We start from the raw sequence: 18,743 nt of genomic DNA, 5'->3' as shown, positions 1-18,743 counted from the left end.
CAGCAGTAAATCCCGATGCATCCGTAGCTCAGCTGGATAGAGTACTCGGCTACGAACCGAGCGGTCGGAGGTTCGAATCCTCCCGGATGCACCATATTCTCCTCCTTTGTTTATTCCTTCGACGTTTCGTCAGCAATCACTCTCTCTGTCAGCGACAAAGATCCCCTTTTACGATAAAGTAATGCTTTGTTAATCGTTTAGCGAGAGCACGATGTACGCACAGTATGACGGTTTGATCTTCGACATGGACGGCACCCTCCTGGATACCGAACCCACGCATCGTCAGGCCTGGACCGAAGTCCTGGGCCGTTACGGTATGCGTTTCGATTTACAGGCGATGATTGCCCTCAATGGATCGCCCACCTGGCGTATCGCACAGGCCGTGATTGAGCTGAATCAGGCCGATCTCGACCCGCATCAGCTCGCGCGTGAAAAAACCGACGCGGTAAAAGCCATACTGTTAGACACCGTGCAGCCTTTACCACTCATTGACGTCGTCAAGGAGTGGCACGGGCGTCGTCCTATGTCTGTCGGTACGGGCAGCGAGAGCGCGATTGCTGAAGCGCTACTCAACCACCTTGGCCTGCGCCACTATTTTTCTGCCGTCGTTGCCGCCGATCATGTTAAACATCACAAACCCGCACCGGATACCTTCCTGCTCTGTGCAGAATTAATGGGTGTTCCACCTGCAAAATGCGTGGTGTTTGAAGATGCTGATTTTGGCATTCAGGCCGCGCGTGATGCCGGAATGGCGGCGGTGGACGTTCGCTTACTGTGAGTGACGCGCTGTCACTCGCTTCATTATTCGCCAGCAGTTTTTTAAGCTCCACCCTCTTACCGGGGAATTCGGAAGTGGTGCTGGTGGCGATGCTGTTGTCCGGTGTAAGTCAGCCCTGGTTGCTGGTCTTAATAGCAACAATGGGTAATAGCCTTGGAGGGCTGACTAACGTTATTCTTGGACGTTTCTTTCCGCTACGCGAAAAATCTCGCTGGCAGGAAAAGGCAGTCGGCTGGCTAAAACGCTATGGCGCTGCCACGCTGTTATTAAGCTGGATGCCTGTAATAGGCGATTTACTGTGTCTGCTGGCGGGATGGATGCGCATTTCCTGGGGACCGGTGCTCTTTTTTTTGTGCCTTGGCAAGGCGTTACGCTATGTTTTACTGGCATGGGTAACACTACAGGGTATGACGTGGTGGCACTAATTGGTGGAATGAATTCGCGACCTTCAATCGTCAACCATTACAATTATGCTGAGTGACAATTTTTTGACAGGCGGGAGGTCAAATTGATCCCGGACGTATCACAGGCGCTGGCCTGGCTGGAAAATCACCCTCAGGCACTGAAGGGTATTCAGCGTGGGCTTGAGCGCGAAACGCTGCGCGTAAATGCGGATGGTAGCTTAGCGACTACGGGACACCCGAAGGCGTTAGGCTCGGCGCTGACACATAAATGGATCACAACCGATTTCGCCGAAGCGCTGCTGGAGTTCATCACGCCAGTAGACGGTGATATTGATCATATGCTGACGATCATGCGCGACGTGCATCGCTTCACCGCCCGCAACCTCGGCGACGAGCGTATGTGGCCGCTCAGCATGCCGTGCTATATCGAGCAGGGGCAGGATATCGAGCTGGCGCAGTACGGCACCTCGAATATTGGTCGGCTGAAAACGCTGTATCGCGAAGGACTGAAAAATCGCTACGGCGCACTGATGCAGACGATCTCTGGCGTGCACTACAATTTCTCTCTGCCGATGGCGTTCTGGCAGGCGAAGTGCGGTGAAACGGATAAAGAAGCGATCTCCGCGGGCTATTTCCGCCTGATCCGCAACTACTACCGCTTTGGCTGGGTTATTCCGTATCTGTTCGGCGCGTCACCGGCCGTCTGTTCTTCGTTCCTGCAAGGGAAACCGACCACGCTGCCGTTCGAGAAGACCGAATGTGGCATGTATTACCTGCCGTATGCGACCTCCCTGCGCCTGAGCGACCTTGGCTATACCAATAAATCGCAAAGTAATCTCGGAATTACGTTTAACGATCTGCACGAATATGTGGCAGGCTTGAAGCGGGCGATAAAAACCCCGTCGGAAGAGTACGAAAAAATCGGCCTCGAAAAAGACGGTAAGCGCCTGCAAATTAACACCAACGTATTGCAGATTGAAAACGAGCTGTATGCGCCTATTCGTCCGAAGCGCGTAACGCGCAGCGGTGAAACGCCGTCGGATGCGCTACAGCGCGGCGGGATCGAATACATTGAAGTGCGCTCGCTGGATATCAACCCGTTCTCACCGATTGGCGTTGACGAACAGCAGGTTCGCTTCCTTGACCTGTTTATGGTCTGGTGCGTACTGGCGGATGCGCCGGAAATGAGTTCCGACGAACTGCTGTGTACCCGTGCCAACTGGAATCGCGTGATTCTGGAAGGGCGCAAGCCGGGTCTGACGTTAGGTATTGGCTGTGAAACGGCTCAGTTCCCACTGTCTAAGGTAGGGAAGGATCTGTTCCATGACCTGAAGCGCGTAGCCCAGACGCTGGACAGCGTGTACGGCGGCGAAGCTTACCAGAAGGTCTGCGACGAACTGGTTGAAAGCTTTGATAACCCGGAACTGACATTCTCAGCACGTATTCTGCGTTCTATGATTGAGCAGGGAATTGGTGGCACAGGGCGTTCACTCTCAGCGGAGTACCGTGAGATGCTGATGCAGGAGCCGTTAGAGATCCTGAGCGAAGCGGATTTTGTGACAGAGCGTGATGCGTCCGTTGTGCGTCAGAAAGAGGCCGAAGCGGCGGATACGGAGTCGTTTGAGGCGTTTCTGGCGAAGCAGGCCTGAACCAAAAAGAAAAAGGCCACATCGCTGTGGCCAAAATATACATCTCTGAATTCAGGGATGATGATAACAAATGCGCGTCTTTCATATACTCAGACGCGCATTCTGTAGAAGAGTTCAGTTTATTTTAAAAAAATCACTATCGGAGGTGACGTATGCCGTTATTAGATAGCTTTACTGTCGACCATACCCGTATGGAAGCACCAGCAGTCCGCGTGGCGAAGACCATGAACACGCCGCACGGCGACACGATCACCGTTTTCGACCTGCGCTTCTGCGTGCCCAATAAAGAAGTGATGCCAGAGAAAGGCATTCACACGCTGGAACACCTGTTCGCCGGATTCATGCGCGACCACCTGAACGGCAACGGCGTGGAGATCATCGATATCTCTCCGATGGGCTGCCGCACAGGTTTCTACATGAGCCTGATTGGTCAGCCTGATGAGAAACGCGTCGCGGATGCGTGGAAAGCGGCGATGGAAGACGTGCTGAAGGTGAAAGAGCAGAACCAGATCCCTGAGCTGAACGTTTACCAGTGCGGCACTTACCAGATGCACTCTCTGGAAGAAGCTCAGGAGATTGCCCGTCATATCATCGAACGTGATGTTCGTGTAAACAGCAATGACGAGCTGGCCCTGCCAAAAGAAAAACTTCAGGAACTGCACATTTAGTATCGTGCCTGTGGATGCCCGGTGGCGCTTCGCTGACCGGGCCTACAATCCTGATGACGACAACCACCACCTTCTCCTTTACCCATCGCCCGCTTGTGCCGTTTTCGCATGATTATGCTCATGGCGACAGCGAACCGTGGCATCAGCACGACTGCGCGCAGCTCCTGCACAGCCTCACCGGCGTCGTGCGGGTCGATACCGCATCCGGCTGCTGGGTGGTGCCGCCCGGTCGCGGCGTCTGGCTACCTGCGGGTACGCAGCACGCCTTGCGCATCACCGGCAACGTTGCTGCCCGCACGCTGTTTATCGACCCGCTGGCGCGCGCCGATCTTCCGGCGACCTGCCAGATCGTGCAGATCTCGCCCCTGCTGCGCGAGCTGATCCTGACCTCCCTTACGCTTCCTGAATCTTACGCACCCGGAAGCCGCGATGAACGTGTTTATGAGCTGATCCTCGATGAAATTCGCCTCATGCCGGTACTGCCGTTTCACCTGCCCGAGCCGGAAAGCGAAGCGCTGCGCCACCTCTGCCAGCAGATTCGAATGGCCCCGGGAGAAAGCTGGAGCAGCGCCCAGGCCGCAGGTATTGTGGGGATGAGCGAACGCACGCTGAACCGCCATTTTCAGCAGCAGACAGGCCTGAGCTACGGCGAGTGGGTGAGAAGGGCGCGACTGCTGGAAGCCTTAGTGCGGCTGGCGCAGGGCCAGCCGGTATTACGCGTGGCGCTGGATTTGGGGTATGGCAGCCACAGCGCCTTTACGGCAATGTTTCGCCGGGTAATGGGTCTCTCACCCAGCGATTACTTCAGGAACGACTGACTGCGTTAAAAAGCGCCTGAATCGACGCGCGTGCCACGTCGCTGTCGATGCCCACGCCCCAGCGGCTGGTCCCATCCTGGAACAGGCAGCGGATATAGGCCACCGAGCGGCTGTCGCTGCGTTCGCCTAACGTATGTTCGTGATAATCCTTGATCACAAACGGTGCGTTGATCCAGCGGCTTAAGCCGTGAGCGGCGGCGGAGAGCAAACCGTTTCCCTGGCCTTCCAGCTGGCGGGTGCCCCCTTGCGTGGCGACGCTTGCCGTCAGCCGCAGCTGGCCGTCCTGCTGGCTGTCGCTGCGGTACGATTGCAGCGCTAATGGCGGGCTCGCCACCAGGCCGTAGCGGGCGCGGAACAGCTGCCAGAGCGCATTCTGCGTCATCTCTTTTCCATGGTTATCCGTTTCCTGCTGCACGTGCTGGCTAAAATCCTGTTGCAGGGCGCGAGGCAATTTCAGGCCGTGGTTTTGCTCAATAAGCCAGGCGCTTCCGCTTTTTCCTGACTGGCTGTTCACGCGGATCACCGCTTCATAGGTACAGCCAATATCCTGCGGGTCGACGGGCAGATAGGGCATCTCCCAGCGTTCGCCAGGCTTACGGGCATCGAAACCTTTCTTGATGGCATCCTGGTGCGAGCCGGAGAAGGCGGTGTAAGCCAGACGACCCGCCCACGGATGGCGCGGATGGACGGGCAGCTGGTTGCAGGTTTCTACCGTTTCAACCACCCGATTCATATCACTGAAATCCAGATTCGGGCTAATGCCCTGGCTGTAGAGGTTCATCGCCAGCGTCACCAGGCAGACGTTGCCCGTGCGCTCACCGTTACCAAACAGGCAGCCCTCCACGCGGTCAGCCCCGGCCATGACGGCCAGCTCTGCGCTGGCGACGCCGGTACCGCGATCGTTATGCGGGTGCACGCTGATACAGACGTCACTGCGGCGGCTGAAGTGGCGGCAGAAATACTCGATCTGGTCGGCATAGACGTTCGGCGTGCTCACCTCGACGGTAGCGGGCAGGTTGACGATCATCGGACGCGCCGCGCACGGCTGCCAGATCTCCGCCACGGCTTCACAAATCTCCAGCGCAAACTCCGGTTCGGTAAAGCAGAAGGTTTCCGGGGAGTACTCGTACTGCCAGCAGGTGTCAGGGTTCTCTTCACACAGCTGACGAATCAGGCGCGTCGCGCGCGTCGCCAGCTCGACGATTTGCGCTTTCTCCATGCCGAATACCAGACGGCGGAACAGCGGGGCGGTGGCGTTATACAGGTGAACGGTGGCCTGCTTCGCGCCGCGCAGGGAGTCGAAAGTGCGACGGATAAGATCGTCCCGCGCCTGCGTTAACACCTGAATGGTGACGTCATCCGGGATGCGGTTCTCCTCAATCAACTGACGCACAAAATTGAAGTCCGTCTGCGAGGCGGACGGGAAGGCGACTTCGATTTCTTTAAACCCGCAGCTCAGCAGCAGATCCCAGAATTGCAGCTTGCGCGCGCTGTCCATCGGCTCGGCCAGCGCCTGGTTACCGTCGCGTAAGTCGGTCGAGAGCCAGCGCGGGGCGCGGGTAATAATCTGCTCCGGCCAGCGGCGGTCGGGCAACGAAAGGGTGGGGTAAGGCTGGTATTTGTCGGCGGGTGTGTTCAGCATGGTGCGCTCCTGTTGTCTTTTCACTATCGTGAATCGATTTCAGGCGCGCTGCTTTATCGGAACTGACAATCGCTGTCGCGTTTTGGACAAGGGGGGCGATTGTTGCCCGGTGGCGCTGCGCTTACCGGGCCTACGATCGTAGGCCGGGTAAGGCGTAGCCGCCACCCGGCAACCCGTGCACAGGGCTAGTGCGCCCCACCGCCCCCGCTACCGGCCCCAAACGGTGGTTTGGCAAACCACACCAGCCCCAGCAGGACGATGAAGATCCCCGCCGATATCCAGAAAATCTCGTTTGCCGAGATAATCAGCCCCTGGTTGGTGATCTGCTGGGCAAGCCAGCCGGACGCCTGCTGCTCCGTCATCCCCATCCCCTCAAGCTGGCTATACATCTGCTGAGCGTTAGGGTTGAACGGGTTCACCGCTTCGGTGAGTTGAGCATGGTGCATCGATTCCCGGTTGGTCCACAGCGTGGTGGTGATCGAAGTCCCGATGGAGCCCGCCAGCGTACGGGTGAAGTTCGACAGGCTCGATGCCGCCGCCATCCGCTCAGGCGGTAAGCCGGAAAGCGTAATGGTGGTTAGCGGCATAAAGAAGCACGCTACGGCGAAGCCCTGAATAAACTGCGGCCACGCGGAGGCGCCAAAGTCCATTCCCGGTTCAAACGTATACGCGCGCCAGTAGAAGCACACGGCGTACATGATGAAGCTGAACGTCACCAGCCTGCGCATGTCGAGCTTATGGGCGAAACGGCCAATAATCGGCGACAGCAGAACCGGAATTAACCCCACCGGCGCGGAGGCCAGCCCCGCCCAAGTTGCGGTATAGCCGTACACCTCCTGCAACAGCTGCGGCAGCAGAACAATCGCGCCGAAGTAGAGCATATAGGCGAGGCTGATACAGAGGCAGCCGATGGTGAAGTTTCGCGATTTAAACAGCGAGAGGTCGACTATCGGATTATCGTCCGTCAGCTCCCAGACAATCAGGAAGCTGATGGCCACCACGGCGACCACCGTCAGCACAATGATTTCCGTAGAGGCAAACCAGTCCAGCTCTTTGCCGCGGTCGAGCATGATTTGCAGGCTGCCGATGCCGACAACCAGCAGTGCCAGCCCGATGCCGTCGATCCGCCGCTGTTCGGTCCGCGTTTCGCGACCACGCAGAGACTGTAGCGTCATCAGCACCACCAGCGCACCGATGGGCACGTTGATGAAGAAGATCCAGCCCCAGTGATAGTTATCGCTGATATAGCCGCCGAGGATTGGCCCGCAAATTGGGGCGACGATCACCGTCATCGACCACAGCGCGAGCGCGATGGAGCGCTTGGCGGGCGGATAGTTGTTCAGCAGCAAACTCTGCGACAGCGGAATCAACGGCCCGGCGACAATCCCCTGGATGACGCGGAAGAAAATCAGCATCGTCAGGCTGCTGGACATGCCGCAGGCCCAGGAGGCCAGCACGAACAGGATCGTCGACCAGAGGAACAGCTTCACTTCACCGACGCGCTTCGCCAGCCAGCCGGTGATGGGAATGGAGATGGCGTTCGCCACCCCGAACGAGGTAATGACCCAGGTCCCCTGGCTCAGCGATGAGCCAAGGTTCCCGGCGATCGTAGGGATCGCCACGTTTGCGATGGTGGAGTCCAGCACCTGCATGAATGTCGCCAGCGACAGCGCAATGGTCATAATGACCAGCTGCGCCCCCTCCAGCGGTTTTTGCGGCTTTTGCTGTTGCATAACGCTCACCTTCGGCTTAACCGGCGTTTGCCTTCACGATGTCATCGATCAGCTTATTGACCGGATCGAGGCTAATTTCACGGGCGTTACTTTCATAAGCTGGCGTACTGCGCACCTGGCTTGCGAGGATCTGACCGTCGCGGTTGGCGGTATCGACCGTCACCAGCGTGGAAAGGCCAATTCGCAGCGGATGGTCTGCCAGCTGCTTAGGATCCAGCTCGATACGCACAGGCAAGCGCTGTACCACTTTGATCCAGTTGCCGGTGGCGTTCTGTGCAGGCAGCAGGCTGAACGCGCTGCCGGTCCCCATGTCCAGACCGACCACTTTCCCGGTGTACTTGACGTCATCGCCGTAAATATCGCTGACCACGGTCGCGGTCTGGCCGATACGCATATGCGCCAGCTGGGTCTCTTTGAAGTTCGCATCGACCCACAGATTGTTCGCCGGAACGACCGCCATTAGCGGCGTGGTGGTGCCAATCTGCGCCCCTGGCTGTACGGAACGACGGGAAACGTAGCCGGTCATCGGGCTGACGATTTTGGTACGTTGCAGGGCAAGCCATGCGTTACGCACTTCGGTCGCTGCCTGTTTCACCGCTGGCTGGTTTTCCAGAGAGGTGCCCAACACCATCGCCTGGTTGGCGTTGTACTGTTGGATCGCCACGTCCAGCTGCGCCTGTGCGCTGGCCACCGCGTCGCGGGCGTGCTGCAACTCTTCACGGCCAATCAGGTTGGCGGTGCCGAGAGGAACACGACGATTGAGGTCGCTCTGCGCCTGAGCCAGGGCCGTTTTCTGCACGTCGATATTGGCCTGAAGCTGCTTGCTGTTGATCATCAGCTGGCGGGTCTGGCGAACGCTGGAGGCCAGCGCCGTTTGTGCTTTTTCAAACGCCTGTTGGGCGTCGGTCGGGTCGAGCGTGACCAGCACATCGCCTTTTTTCACAAAGTCGGTGTTATCAGCCCAGACTTTCGTCACGCTGCCTGACACCTGCGCCATGATTTGAACCTGATTCCCTGCCACGTATGCATCGTCTGTCTCTTCAACATGACGCAAGACTAAAAACCAATAGATCCCATATGCCACGGCAATAATAATAAAGAGCAAGGTCAGCAGAATAAGGGCGCTCTTACGTTTGCCCTTTTTGTTGGCCGGTTGCTGCGGGAGGGTGTTCTCCGCATTTGCGCTCATTGTTGTTCTCCACGATCTTTTTATTTTCACATCGGCTGAGCCGACCTGTTGTCAGAAAGGCCAGCAGTTTCACGTGCTGGCCTGTCAGTTTTTCTTTTTAGCAATCTGGAATGTTGAGCGGATCGTCGCGTTAGCGCAGCGCCTCAAGGATGACGCCATCTTCATCCATCTGGTCCAGACGGGTGAGCAGCTTGCGAGTGATGTGCTCAAGCTGGTCGCGCTCGGCGGTGCTGAGGGCAGACCAGAGCTGGTGCAGGCAGTTGTGCTGCGGTGGCAGCACTTCGCGCAAGAATTCGTGACCTTTTTCAGTCAGTTGCAGATGCAGGCAGCGGCGATCGTTATCGCTTTCACGGCGTTCAATCCAGCCGCGCTTTTCCAGTTCATCCGCGATACGGGTCGCATTGGTACGGGATGACCCCAGCGCACAGCTCAGTTCCGACGGCTGAATGCTGTGATTTTCCTGAGACTCCAGCGTAATCAACGCCATAAACAACGTCTCGTTAATCCCCTGCGCTTTCAGCATCTTGTTACGATTTTCCAGCAGCTTACCCTGCATGTGCATGCACAGGCGGGTCAGCAGAATTTCCTGATACGGGAAGTCCTCATGACGACTGGCGCGGAACTTAAGCATTTGTTCAATGGGCGTAAACGAACTATCCATTTTGGGCATAACCTCATTAATTACAGCCGATATAGTAACGACAGTGACAAATAATGTAAATGAATTATTTGTGCGGTTATATCCGCCAAACGTATGTCACCATCAGAAAGCGCCGGGTAAATCCGTGACCCGGTGAGCACAGAGAGCGTGGGGTGTGTACCCGCGAAAGAGGGGATGTGAGGACAGGGGTCTGAACTATTCATGCCGGTAGTAAATATGTCACCCACAGTAAAATTTCTGGGATAAATGATTACCGTTACCTTAACAGATGCAGGCCCCCTTTACACCCCAGGGGGCCCAAAGCAATGTAAAACTTAGTGAATTGCTTCCTGACGGTGATAGCCGCGCCACCATACCAGCAGATTTATCGCCGCGACGATGGCGCCGATGGCGCACACGCCCGTCCAGCCCGCATGCTGCCAGGCGGAGGCTGAGATGAGCGAGCCCGCCGCGCCGCCGATAAAGTAGCTGGTCATGTACCCGGCCGTCAGACGGTTACGGGCATCCGGCTTCACGCGGTAAATCACGGTCTGGTTGGTGATATGTACACCCTGCACGGTGAGGTCGAGCACCAGAATACCGACAATCAGCGCCAGCACGGAGACGTGTCCGTACCAGATGGCCGCCCAGGAGAGCAGGAGTAAAACCAGCCCTGCGGAGGTGGTCATATGAGATTTGCCTTTGTCGGCCAGCCCACCCGCCGGGCGCGCGCCCAGTGCGCCAGCCGCGCCTGCCAGCCCGAACAGGCCAATCACGCCTTCTGAGTAGTTAAACGGCGGTGCGGCGAGCAGAAACGCCATCGACGTCCATAGGATGCTGAAGTTAGCGAAGGTGAGACACCCCAGAACGGCGCGCGTGCGCAGGAGTTTATCCCGGGTGAAGAGGCTGAAAACGGAGGCGAGGAGCTGCGGATAGTTCAGGTGATTTTCCTGCTTCACCTTTGGCAGGCCGCGCCACAGGGCCAGCGCCATGATAACCATCAGCACGCTCGCCACCCAGTAAACGGTGCGCCAGCCACCGAGGCTCGCCAGCAGCCCGGCAACGGTTCGCGCCAGCAGGATGCCCAGCAGCAGGCCGCTCATGATAGTGCCGACCACTTTGCCGCGTTTTTCCGGGGAAGCCAGCGTCGCGGCGAGGGGAACCAGAATTTGCGCCACCACCGAGAACAGCCCCGTCAGCGCGGTGCCGATAATCATCATCGTTAACGACTGGCTGCTGGCGGTGATCAACATCCCGCCCGCCGCCAGCAGCGTCATGGAGACGATAAGCATCCGGCGCTCAAACATATCGCCTAATGGCACCAGGAACAGCAGCCCGGCCGCATAGCCGAGCTGTGCGGCGGTGACAATAAACCCGGCGGAGCTGGCTGAAAGATCGAAGGCGCGTGCGATGGTGTCGAGCAGTGGTTGTGCGTAATAGTTGCTGGCGACGGCCAGACCCGTTGCCACGGACATTAAAAGGATGAGTGCGGGGCTAAGCCCTTGAGTTGTTTTTGTCATTAGTTTCAGGAATCGTGAGTTAAGTGATTATTTTTCCGGAAACATAATAACCAATGATGGTGAATGTTGGGGAATTGTTACGTGGTGGATTGTGCGGTTAAGGTTGGGTGCGGTTTGATCCCCTCACCCCGACCCTCTCCCAGGGGGAGAGGGTGGTCATCGTTCCCTCTTCCCCTGGGAGAGGGTTAGGGTGAGGGAAAATGTTTTACTTCTGCGCCTCAAGCGCCTCTTTCACCCAGCCATCGAACTGCTGCTGGTGGGCTTTGATCCAGCCATCCACGTGGCCTTTGATATCAGCTTCGGATGATTTACCCGCGTGCATCATCGCGTTCTGGGCGTTAATGTCTGCCAGCGGCAGTTTCATCACCGAGAACAGCTTCGCCGCCGCCGGGTTTTTCTCGGCCCAGGCTTTGTTCGCCACAATATGCATGGTGTTCACCGGGAAGCCATAGTTCATGCCGTTTGGCAGTTTGGTGTCGATATCTTTCTGCTCGCCTGGCAGGGAGGAGAAGGGCACCTGCAACCACACCACGTCTTTGCCCGGCTTCAGCACGTCGCTCACCCAGTACGGCGTCCAGGTGTAGTAGATCACCGGCTTTCCTTCTTTAAAGCGGGCGATGGTGTCGGCCATCATCGCAGAGTAATTGCCGTGGCTCACGTCGACGGTCTTCGCCAGATCGAAGGCTTTGTTCTGGTGGTTAATCACCGCTTCACAGCCCCAGCCCGGCGAACAGCCCATCATGTCGGCTTTACCGTCACCGTTGGTATCAAACAGTTTTGCGATCTTCGGATCTTTCAGCTGTTCAATATTGGTGATGTGATATTTATCGGCGGTTTTCTTGTCGATCAGATATCCCTGCGCAGCGCCGGTCACAAAGGTGCCTTCGCGGTAGAATTTCTTGTCACCGCCTGCGGCGGCATACATGTCGTCGTGCAGCGGCTGCCAGTTCACGGCGGTAAAGGTGGCATCACCGGAGGCAATGGAGGTATAGCCCACGTTGTAATCCACTTCGCTGGCGGTATTCACCGTATAGCCCAGTTTCTCCAGCGCACGGCTGACAATCTGGGTCTGGAAGGACTCTTCCGAAATGGTGCTCTGCACCGGCTGCACGGTAATGCCTTTGCCCGGCAGGTCAGCGGCAACTGCGCTGGTGGAGACAAGGGTCGCAAACGCTGTGGCAAAAAGTACGTTATGTCGCATCGTTGTTCCTTATTTTGTAAATGGGCGGGTGAGTAACCCGACAGGGCCGGTGGTGTACCAGCGACGGTTGCCGCGACTACGTGAATCACGACCGACAGCCTGGGTCAGGCGGTCAAGAATGATGGCGAGGATCACAATCCCGACGCCGCCGACGGTCGCCAGCCCCATATCGAGACGGCCAATGCCGCGCAGTACCATCTGACCTAACCCGCCAACGGCAATCATCGAGGCGATCACCACCATCGACAGCGCCAGCATCAGCGTCTGGTTAACACCTGCCATAATGGTCGGCATCGCCAGCGGAAGCTGAACCTTAAACAGCATCTGACGCGGGCTGGCGCCGAACGAGCGCGATGCCTCTATCAGATCCGCAGGCACCTGGTTAATGCCCAGAATGGTCAGGCGAATAATCGGTGGCAGGGCGAAGATTATGGTCACGACCACCCCCGGTACGTTACCGATGCCGAACAGCATCACAATAGGCACCAGGTAAACGAACGCTGGCGTGGTCTGCATCGCATCCAGCAGCGGGCGGATAATCTTCGCGGCCCGGGGGCTGCGCGCCAGCCAGATCCCCATCGGCAGGCCGATCACCACGCAGAACAGCAGGGCGGTCAGCACCAGCGCCAGGGTGATCATCGCCTGAGACCACGCGCCAATCGCGCCGATGGCAATCAGGGAGATGAGCGTGGCGATCCCCATACCCGCGCTGCCGAACTGCCATGCGATCAGCGAGAACAGGATAATCGCCACCGGCGCGGGCATGCCCAGCATCAGCTGCTGGAAGCCGTTCAGGATGTAATCCACCGGGATGCGGATCCCCTGGAACACCGGACGGAAGTGGGTAACGACCCAGTCGATCCCCTCCGTTACCCAGCTATCCAGCGGGATCAGCGTCTTGTGGAACGGATCCATAATATTGAAATGCTCTGGGGCAGGCGCTGGTGCGCTGTTGAGCCAGTCTGCCGCGCCGCCGCCATCGGCAGGCGCAGGCGTCGACCCCCACGCATCGGCAGATTGCGCCGCGCTGTCCGCTGCTTCAGTGGTGCCCCATGGGTTTGATTGATCAGCCATTGTTTGTCCCCTCGCGATCTAAAGCCTGTAGCAGCATCCGCTTTGAGATGATGCCAACGTACTGTTGTTCTTCACCGACGACCGGCACGGCGCACGGCGCCTGACCCACGTGAGAGAGCAACTCGCTGAGCGGCGTTTCGGCGTCCACGGCAAGCGGAGCGTCAATCAACGCCGCATCGATTCCCTGGTTTTCGCTCAGGGCGGTTTTCAGAGAGTCGATGGAGACCACGCCGACAAATTTATTGCCGCGTTCAACCAGATAACCGTATTCACGGTCTTCGTCCTGCAACAGCTTCAGCGCGGAGCGCGGGCCAAAACCTGGCGTTTTACGAATAATGCCGTTTGGTGTTCGACGGGCAATATCTTTCGCACTGAATACGTGGCTAATATCCACGCCGCGGAAGAAGGTGCGCACATAATCATTCGCCGGATTATTGAGAATTTCATCCGGTGTGCCGACCTGCACCACTTCACCATTTTGCATAATGGCGATACGGTCGCCAATACGCATGGCTTCATCCAGATCGTGAGAAATAAAAACAATGGTGCGCTGATGTTTGGCCTGTAATTTTACCAGCTCATCCTGCATCTCGGTGCGAATTAAGGGATCGAGCGCCGAGAAGGCTTCGTCCATTAATAAAATGTCCGGATTAATCGCTAATGCACGCGCTAATCCCACACGCTGACGCATACCGCCGGAGAGTTCATCCGGATACGCATGAGCATAATTTTCCAGCCCGACCTGACGCAGTGCATCAAGGGCTTTTTCCTGACGTTCCTGAGCGGGCGTGCCGGCTAACTCCATGCCAAAGGCGGTATTATCGAGTACCGTCATGTGCGGCATCAGTGCAAATGACTGAAACACCATCGCAATTTTCTTTCTGCGCACCTCGCGGAGTTCGGCGTCTGATATTCTGGCGATATCCACGCCGTCTATCAGCACCTGTCCGCGGGTGGGTTCAATCAGGCGATTGAGAAGGCGAACCATAGTGGATTTACCCGAACCGGATAATCCCATGATGACAAAAATCTCGCCTTCTTCAATGGCCAGACTGGCGTCTTTAACGCCAAGCGATAGCCCGGTTTTTTCCAGAATTTGCTCTTTCGAAAGGCCTTTCTCAATATATTTGAAAGCACGCTGCGGGTGCTCGCCAAATACTTTATAAAGATTTTTCACTTCTAATTTAATTGCCATGCAATAGAGAGTGTCCTGTTATTTGTTTATGTCGATATGATTACCATGGTAAATAGTTAACTGGCATTACCCTAACATACTCAGAATCTGAGACAACCCTGGGCCGGCCTGAGGCCGGAATTTTGCCGCAAGCGAAACGGCTGAATTTCCCATGAATAAAGGGCTGAGGGCGGTTTGAATTTTTCTCAATTTTTTGCTGTTGCATGGGAGAATTTCGCCTGAATCGGTGTGATTCAGGCGAATATGACGGGGAAATTACAGTGTAGTACGTAGTGGAATATTTGGCTGGAAATAATGAAATGCAGAGTTAATTAATGAACGTTAATTCATTCATTAAAAATCCCAGTCCTCGTCTTGCGTCTCCACCGCTTTACCCATCACGTACGACGAGCCGGACCCGGAAAAGAAGTCGTGGTTTTCATCGGCGTTGGGCGACAGCGCCGCGAGGATCGCCGGGTTCACCTCCGCCATTTCTGGTGGGAATAACGCTTCGTAGCCCAGGTTCATCAGCGCCTTGTTGGCGTTATAGCAGAGGAAGGCTTTTACGTCCTCTTCCCAGCCCGTTCCGGCGTACAGCTCTTCGGTATAGCTCAGCTCGTTGTCATACAGATCCATCAGTAAATCGAGGGCAAAACCTTTGAGTTCCTCGCGTTTTTCCGCGCTGACTTTCTCCAGCCCTTTCTGATACTTATAGCCGATGTAATACCCGTGTACCGCTTCATCGCGGATGATGAGGCGAATCAAATCGGCGGTGTTGGTGAGCTTGCCCCGGCTCGACCAGTACATAGGCAGCCAGAAGCCGGAATAGAAGAGGAAAGATTCCAGGAACACGCTGGCGATCTTCTTCTTCAGCGGCTCGTCGGCCCGGTAATATTCCAGCACCAGATCTGCCTTGCGCTGCAATGACGCGCTCTCTTCACTCCAGGCGTAGGCCGCGTCCACGTCTCTGGTCTGGCACAGGGTGGAGAAAATCGAGCTGTAGGAGCGGGCATGGACCGCCTCCATAAAGCTGATATTCGACATTACCGCCTCTTCGTGCGGGGTCAGCGCATCACTCATCAGCGCGGGCGCACCCACGGTATTCTGAATGGTGTCCAGCAGCGTCAGGCCGGTAAAGACGCGGATTGTCAGCTGCTGCTCGGCATGGCTCAGGGTTTGCCAGGCCGGAATATCGTTGGAGAGCGGGACCTTTTCCGGCAGCCAGAAGTTGCTGGTCAGGCGGTTCCAGACCTCCAGGTCTTTATCATCCTGAATTTTGTTCCAGTTAACGGCACTTACGCGTGACAGTTTCATCCTTTCTCCTTACAGCGCGCAGGACACGCAGCCTTCAATTTCGGTGCCTTCCAGCGCGAGCTGGCGCAGGCGAATGTAGTACAGCGTTTTGATGCCTTTCTTCCAGGCGTAGATCTGCGCTTTGTTGATATCCCGCGTGGTGGCGGTGTCCGGGAAGAAGAGCGTCAGTGACAGCCCCTGATCCACATGTTTAGTCGCCTCGGCGTAGGTATCAATGATCTTTTCCGGGCCAATCTCATAGGCGTCCTGGTACAGCGCCAGATTCTCGTTGGTCATAAACGGGGCAGGGTAGTAGACACGCCCGGTTTTGCCTTCCTTACGGATTTCAATCTTCGACACGATGGGGTGGATGCTCGACGTGGCGTGATTGATATAGGAAATGGAGCCGGTTGGCGGCACCGCCTGAAGGTTCTGGTTATAAATGCCGTAGCGCATCACCTCTTCACGCAGCTGTTGCCACATCTCACGCGTCGGCAGGGTGATGCCAGCGCGGGCAAACAGCGCGCGTACTTTTTCGGTTTTCGGCTGCCAGTCGCCTTCCAGATACTGGCTGAAATACTCTCCGCTGGCGTAGCGGGACTGCTCAAAGCCTGCGAACCGCTGGTGGTGTTCGCGCGCCAGCATCATCGAGGTATGCAGCGCATGCCAGGTGATGGTGTAGAAATAAAGGTTGGTGAAATCCAGCCCTTCCGGGCTACCGTAGGCGATGCCCTCCCGCGCCAGATAGCCGTGCAGGTTCATCTGCCCAAGGCCGATGGCATGCGACGCAGCGTTGCCCGCCTCAATGGACGGTACGCTGCGGATGTGGCTCATGTCCGATACCGCCGTCAGCCCGCGAATGGCGGTCTCTACCGTGCGGCCAAAATCGGGTGAATCCATGGTATGGGCAATATTCAGCGACCCGAGGTTACAGGAGATATCCTTGCCCACGTCCGCGTAGTCGAGGTTTTCGTCGTAGCTGGACGCGCTGTTGACCTGCAAAATCTCCGAGCACAGATTGCTCATGTTGATGCGCCCGGCAATCGGGTTAGCGCGGTTCACCGTGTCCTCGTACATGATGTACGGATAGCCGGACTCAAACTGAATTTCAGCCAGCGTCTGGAAGAAATCGCGGGCGTTGATGGTTTTTTTGCGAATGCGATCGTCGGCCACCAGCTCGTCGTACAGCTCGCTTATCGCCACGTCGCCAAAGGCTTTGCCGTAAATCCGCTCAACGTCATACGGTGAGAAGAGCGCCATGTCGGCATTCTCTTTAGCCAGCTTAAACGTGATATCCGGGATCACCACGCCGAGCGACAGGGTTTTGATGCGGATCTTTTCGTCGGCGTTTTCACGTTTGGTATCCAGAAAACGCAGAATGTCCGGATGGTGCGCGTGCAGATAAACCGCGCCCGCGCCCTGACGTGCGCCGAGCTGGTTGGCGTATGAGAAGGCATCTTCCAGCATCTTCATCACCGGGATGACGCCGGAAGACTGGTTTTCGATGCGCTTAATCGGCGCGCCCGCTTCCCGCAGGTTCGAGAGCAGAAACGCCACGCCGCCGCCGCGTTTCGAAAGCTGTAGCGCCGAATTCACCGCACGGCCAATCGACTCCATATTGTCTTCAATACGCAGCAGGAAGCAGGAGACCAGTTCGCCGCGCTGGGCTTTCCCACAGTTAAGGAACGTTGGCGTGGCGGGCTGGAAGCGACCGGAGAGGATCTCCTCCGTGAGTCTTTCGGCCAGCGCTTCATCGCCCTGCGCCAGCGTCAGCGCCACCATCACCACCCGATCTTCAAAGCTTTCTAAATAGCGTTTGCCGTCAAAGGTTTTCAGGGTGTAGCTGGTGTAATACTTCCACGCGCCGAGAAACGTCTGGAAGCGAAAACCGCTGGCGTGCGCCCGTTCAAACAATGCCACCACGAAGGCGCGGTCGTAGCGTGTCAGGACACGCTCTTCGTAATAACCCTCTTTTACCAGCCAGTCGAGACGTTCCTGCTGGCTGCCAAAGACGACGCTGTTCGGGCGTACATGAGCGGCAAAAAAGGCGTCCACCGCCTCATGATCTTTGCCAAACTGAATGCGCCCCTCCCGGTCATAGAGGTTTAGCATGGCGTTTAATGCGTGGTAATCCGGCGTCGCCTGAATCACGCGTTCTGCGGTTGTCGTTGCCAAAATTCGTTCACTCCTTTACGCACGTTCTCTACGTCCTGCTGTGTCCCCATCAGTTCAAAACGATAGAGATACGGCACGCCGCATTTTTGAGAGATGACATCCCCGGCGCGGGCAAAGGCCTCGCCGAAGTTGCGATTGCCTGCGGCGATCACGCCGCGAATCAGCTGCCGGTTATGGGGATCGTTCAGAAAGCGGATCACCTGACGAGGCACAGCCCCTGCGGTGCCGCCACCGCCATAGCTGGGCACCACCAGAATGTAGGGTTCGTCTACCTGAATACGCTCCCGCTCGTTCAGCGGAATGCGTATCGCGGGCAGCCCGAGACGCTCCATAAACCGAAGCGTGTTTTCCGAGCTGCTGGAAAAGTAGACCAGCGTGCTCATGCACTGACGCCCTGAGCGGCAAGGCGGTTGATCATGTCCGGACGGAAGCCAGACCAGCTGGTGTCGCCGGCAACGACAACCGGAAGCTGACGAAACCCCTGCGCCCGCAGGGTGTCTGCCGCGTCGGGCACCTGATCAATATTGACCATCTCAAATGCCACGCCGCGGCTCTCCATCGCCCGTTTCGTGGCGTGGCACTGAACACAATCGTTACGAGTGTAAATAATAATGCTCATGATTCGTATTTCCATTTAGAATGAGAGAACGGCGCGAGTAAACGCGTCATGTTGTGTGTGTCTTGCTAAAGGGAATACTAGATGTAGTTGCGATAATTTTCAACCACACAAGATATGGGAAATACAGATTAATAAGGCCCCAACGATGAGCCTGGCGGGGCAGGGC

General features: G+C 56.8%; 17 protein-coding genes and 1 tRNA gene. 6 read left to right on the top strand and 12 right to left on the bottom strand.

Going from position 1 to position 18,743, the window contains the following annotated elements; translation table 11 throughout:
* Positions 1-17 precede the first annotated feature (17 nt).
* The 6 genes from L379_RS05735 (at position 18) to L379_RS05760 (ending at position 4,317) form a co-directional block, all read left to right on the top strand.
* Positions 18-94 (top strand) — tRNA-Arg (locus L379_RS05735).
* A gap of 117 nt (positions 95-211) precedes the next feature.
* A complete protein-coding gene (gene yqaB / locus L379_RS05740) occupies positions 212-778 on the top strand; it encodes a fructose-1-phosphate/6-phosphogluconate phosphatase (protein ID WP_015571665.1) in 567 nt (188 codons plus the stop codon).
* Positions 775-1,203 (top strand): YqaA family protein, encoded by a 429-nt coding sequence (locus tag L379_RS05745; RefSeq protein ID WP_017692791.1) that lies wholly within the window; start codon positions 775-777, stop codon positions 1,201-1,203. The genes yqaB and L379_RS05745 overlap by 4 nt, the downstream gene beginning before the upstream one ends.
* Before the next feature lie 83 nt (positions 1,204-1,286).
* Positions 1,287-2,831, top strand: coding sequence for a glutamate--cysteine ligase (gene gshA / locus L379_RS05750; protein ID WP_032654750.1), 1,545 nt, complete (start codon positions 1,287-1,289; stop codon positions 2,829-2,831).
* Between the two features lie 152 nt (positions 2,832-2,983).
* On the top strand, positions 2,984-3,499 hold the full coding sequence (gene luxS, locus L379_RS05755; RefSeq protein WP_017382778.1) for an S-ribosylhomocysteine lyase: 516 nt from the start codon (positions 2,984-2,986) through the stop codon (positions 3,497-3,499).
* Positions 3,500-3,552: 53 nt separating this feature from the next.
* The gene (locus L379_RS05760) at positions 3,553-4,317 is read left to right on the top strand and encodes an AraC family transcriptional regulator (RefSeq protein ID WP_003862181.1); all 765 of its coding nucleotides are present in this window, start codon (positions 3,553-3,555) and stop codon (positions 4,315-4,317) included.
* On the opposite strand, the gene leuA is transcribed toward L379_RS05760, so the two are convergent.
* The 12 genes from leuA to nrdH form a co-directional block, all read right to left on the bottom strand.
* Positions 4,304-5,959 (bottom strand): 2-isopropylmalate synthase, encoded by a 1,656-nt coding sequence (leuA, locus tag L379_RS05765; RefSeq protein WP_032654746.1) that lies wholly within the window; start codon positions 5,957-5,959, stop codon positions 4,304-4,306. The two genes, L379_RS05760 and leuA, sit on opposite strands and share 14 nt — an antisense overlap.
* 185 nt (positions 5,960-6,144) lie before the next feature.
* A complete protein-coding gene (gene emrB, locus L379_RS05770) occupies positions 6,145-7,692 on the bottom strand; it encodes a multidrug efflux MFS transporter permease subunit EmrB (protein ID WP_006811709.1) in 1,548 nt (515 codons plus the stop codon).
* A 16-nt stretch (positions 7,693-7,708) separates the two neighbouring features.
* Complete coding sequence (emrA, locus tag L379_RS05775; protein ID WP_032654743.1) at positions 7,709-8,881, bottom strand: multidrug efflux MFS transporter periplasmic adaptor subunit EmrA; 1,173 nt, start codon at positions 8,879-8,881, stop codon at positions 7,709-7,711.
* A gap of 130 nt (positions 8,882-9,011) precedes the next feature.
* Complete coding sequence (emrR, locus tag L379_RS05780; RefSeq protein ID WP_017694792.1) at positions 9,012-9,542, bottom strand: multidrug efflux transporter EmrAB transcriptional repressor EmrR; 531 nt, start codon at positions 9,540-9,542, stop codon at positions 9,012-9,014.
* Between the two features lie 314 nt (positions 9,543-9,856).
* Positions 9,857-11,041 (bottom strand): MFS transporter, encoded by a 1,185-nt coding sequence (locus L379_RS05785; protein ID WP_017692795.1) that lies wholly within the window; start codon positions 11,039-11,041, stop codon positions 9,857-9,859.
* A 205-nt stretch (positions 11,042-11,246) separates the two neighbouring features.
* The gene (gene proX, locus L379_RS05790) at positions 11,247-12,242 is read right to left on the bottom strand and encodes a glycine betaine/L-proline ABC transporter substrate-binding protein ProX (protein ID WP_017382774.1); all 996 of its coding nucleotides are present in this window, start codon (positions 12,240-12,242) and stop codon (positions 11,247-11,249) included.
* 9 nt (positions 12,243-12,251) lie between these two features.
* Positions 12,252-13,316, bottom strand: a complete 1,065-nt coding sequence (proW, locus tag L379_RS05795; protein WP_015571659.1) for a glycine betaine/L-proline ABC transporter permease ProW — start codon at positions 13,314-13,316, stop codon at positions 12,252-12,254.
* Positions 13,309-14,511 carry a glycine betaine/L-proline ABC transporter ATP-binding protein ProV gene (gene proV, locus L379_RS05800; protein ID WP_022649131.1) on the bottom strand — a complete coding sequence of 401 codons (1,203 nt, stop codon included), beginning with the start codon at positions 14,509-14,511 and terminating at the stop codon, positions 13,309-13,311. Before proV ends, proW begins: the two co-directional genes overlap by 8 nt.
* Positions 14,512-14,844: 333 nt before the next feature.
* Entirely contained in the window at positions 14,845-15,804 is a 960-nt protein-coding gene (gene nrdF / locus L379_RS05805) for a class 1b ribonucleoside-diphosphate reductase subunit beta (protein ID WP_017382773.1), read from the bottom strand.
* 9 nt (positions 15,805-15,813) lie between these two features.
* Positions 15,814-17,958, bottom strand: coding sequence for a class 1b ribonucleoside-diphosphate reductase subunit alpha (gene nrdE / locus L379_RS05810; RefSeq protein WP_032654741.1), 2,145 nt, complete (start codon positions 17,956-17,958; stop codon positions 15,814-15,816).
* Positions 17,931-18,341: a class Ib ribonucleoside-diphosphate reductase assembly flavoprotein NrdI gene (gene nrdI / locus L379_RS05815; protein ID WP_015571656.1), complete on the bottom strand. Its 411-nt coding sequence runs from the start codon at positions 18,339-18,341 to the stop codon at positions 17,931-17,933. The genes nrdE and nrdI overlap by 28 nt, the downstream gene beginning before the upstream one ends.
* Positions 18,338-18,577: a glutaredoxin-like protein NrdH gene (nrdH, locus tag L379_RS05820; protein ID WP_017382770.1), complete on the bottom strand. Its 240-nt coding sequence runs from the start codon at positions 18,575-18,577 to the stop codon at positions 18,338-18,340. Before nrdH ends, nrdI begins: the two co-directional genes overlap by 4 nt.
* Between the last annotated feature and the right edge of the window lie 166 nt (positions 18,578-18,743).

This window comes from Enterobacter sp. MGH 33 (assembly GCF_000534535.1).
Lineage (GTDB): Bacteria > Pseudomonadota > Gammaproteobacteria > Enterobacterales > Enterobacteriaceae > Enterobacter > Enterobacter hormaechei_C.
This window is presented reverse-complemented; position numbering and strand designations above follow the sequence as displayed.

Bases quoted from the DNA above. Each gene is read 5' to 3' on its own strand.
- nrdH (WP_017382770.1), bottom strand. From the start codon at position 18,577: ATGAGCATTATTATTTACACTCGTAACGATTGTGTTCAGTGCCACGCC.
- emrB (WP_006811709.1), bottom strand. From the start codon at position 7,692: ATGCAACAGCAAAAGCCGCAAAAACCGCTGGAGGGGGCGCAGCTGGTC.
- leuA (WP_032654746.1), bottom strand. From the start codon at position 5,959: ATGCTGAACACACCCGCCGACAAATACCAGCCTTACCCCACCCTTTCG.
- emrA (WP_032654743.1), bottom strand. From the start codon at position 8,881: ATGAGCGCAAATGCGGAGAACACCCTCCCGCAGCAACCGGCCAACAAA.
- proW (WP_015571659.1), bottom strand. From the start codon at position 13,316: ATGGCTGATCAATCAAACCCATGGGGCACCACTGAAGCAGCGGACAGC.
- L379_RS05785 (WP_017692795.1), bottom strand. From the start codon at position 11,041: ATGACAAAAACAACTCAAGGGCTTAGCCCCGCACTCATCCTTTTAATG.
- luxS (WP_017382778.1), top strand. From the start codon at position 2,984: ATGCCGTTATTAGATAGCTTTACTGTCGACCATACCCGTATGGAAGCA.
- proX (WP_017382774.1), bottom strand. From the start codon at position 12,242: ATGCGACATAACGTACTTTTTGCCACAGCGTTTGCGACCCTTGTCTCC.
- nrdF (WP_017382773.1), bottom strand. From the start codon at position 15,804: ATGAAACTGTCACGCGTAAGTGCCGTTAACTGGAACAAAATTCAGGAT.
- L379_RS05760 (WP_003862181.1), top strand. From the start codon at position 3,553: ATGACGACAACCACCACCTTCTCCTTTACCCATCGCCCGCTTGTGCCG.
- emrR (WP_017694792.1), bottom strand. From the start codon at position 9,542: ATGGATAGTTCGTTTACGCCCATTGAACAAATGCTTAAGTTCCGCGCC.
- proV (WP_022649131.1), bottom strand. From the start codon at position 14,511: ATGGCAATTAAATTAGAAGTGAAAAATCTTTATAAAGTATTTGGCGAG.
- yqaB (WP_015571665.1), top strand. From the start codon at position 212: ATGTACGCACAGTATGACGGTTTGATCTTCGACATGGACGGCACCCTC.
- nrdI (WP_015571656.1), bottom strand. From the start codon at position 18,341: ATGAGCACGCTGGTCTACTTTTCCAGCAGCTCGGAAAACACGCTTCGG.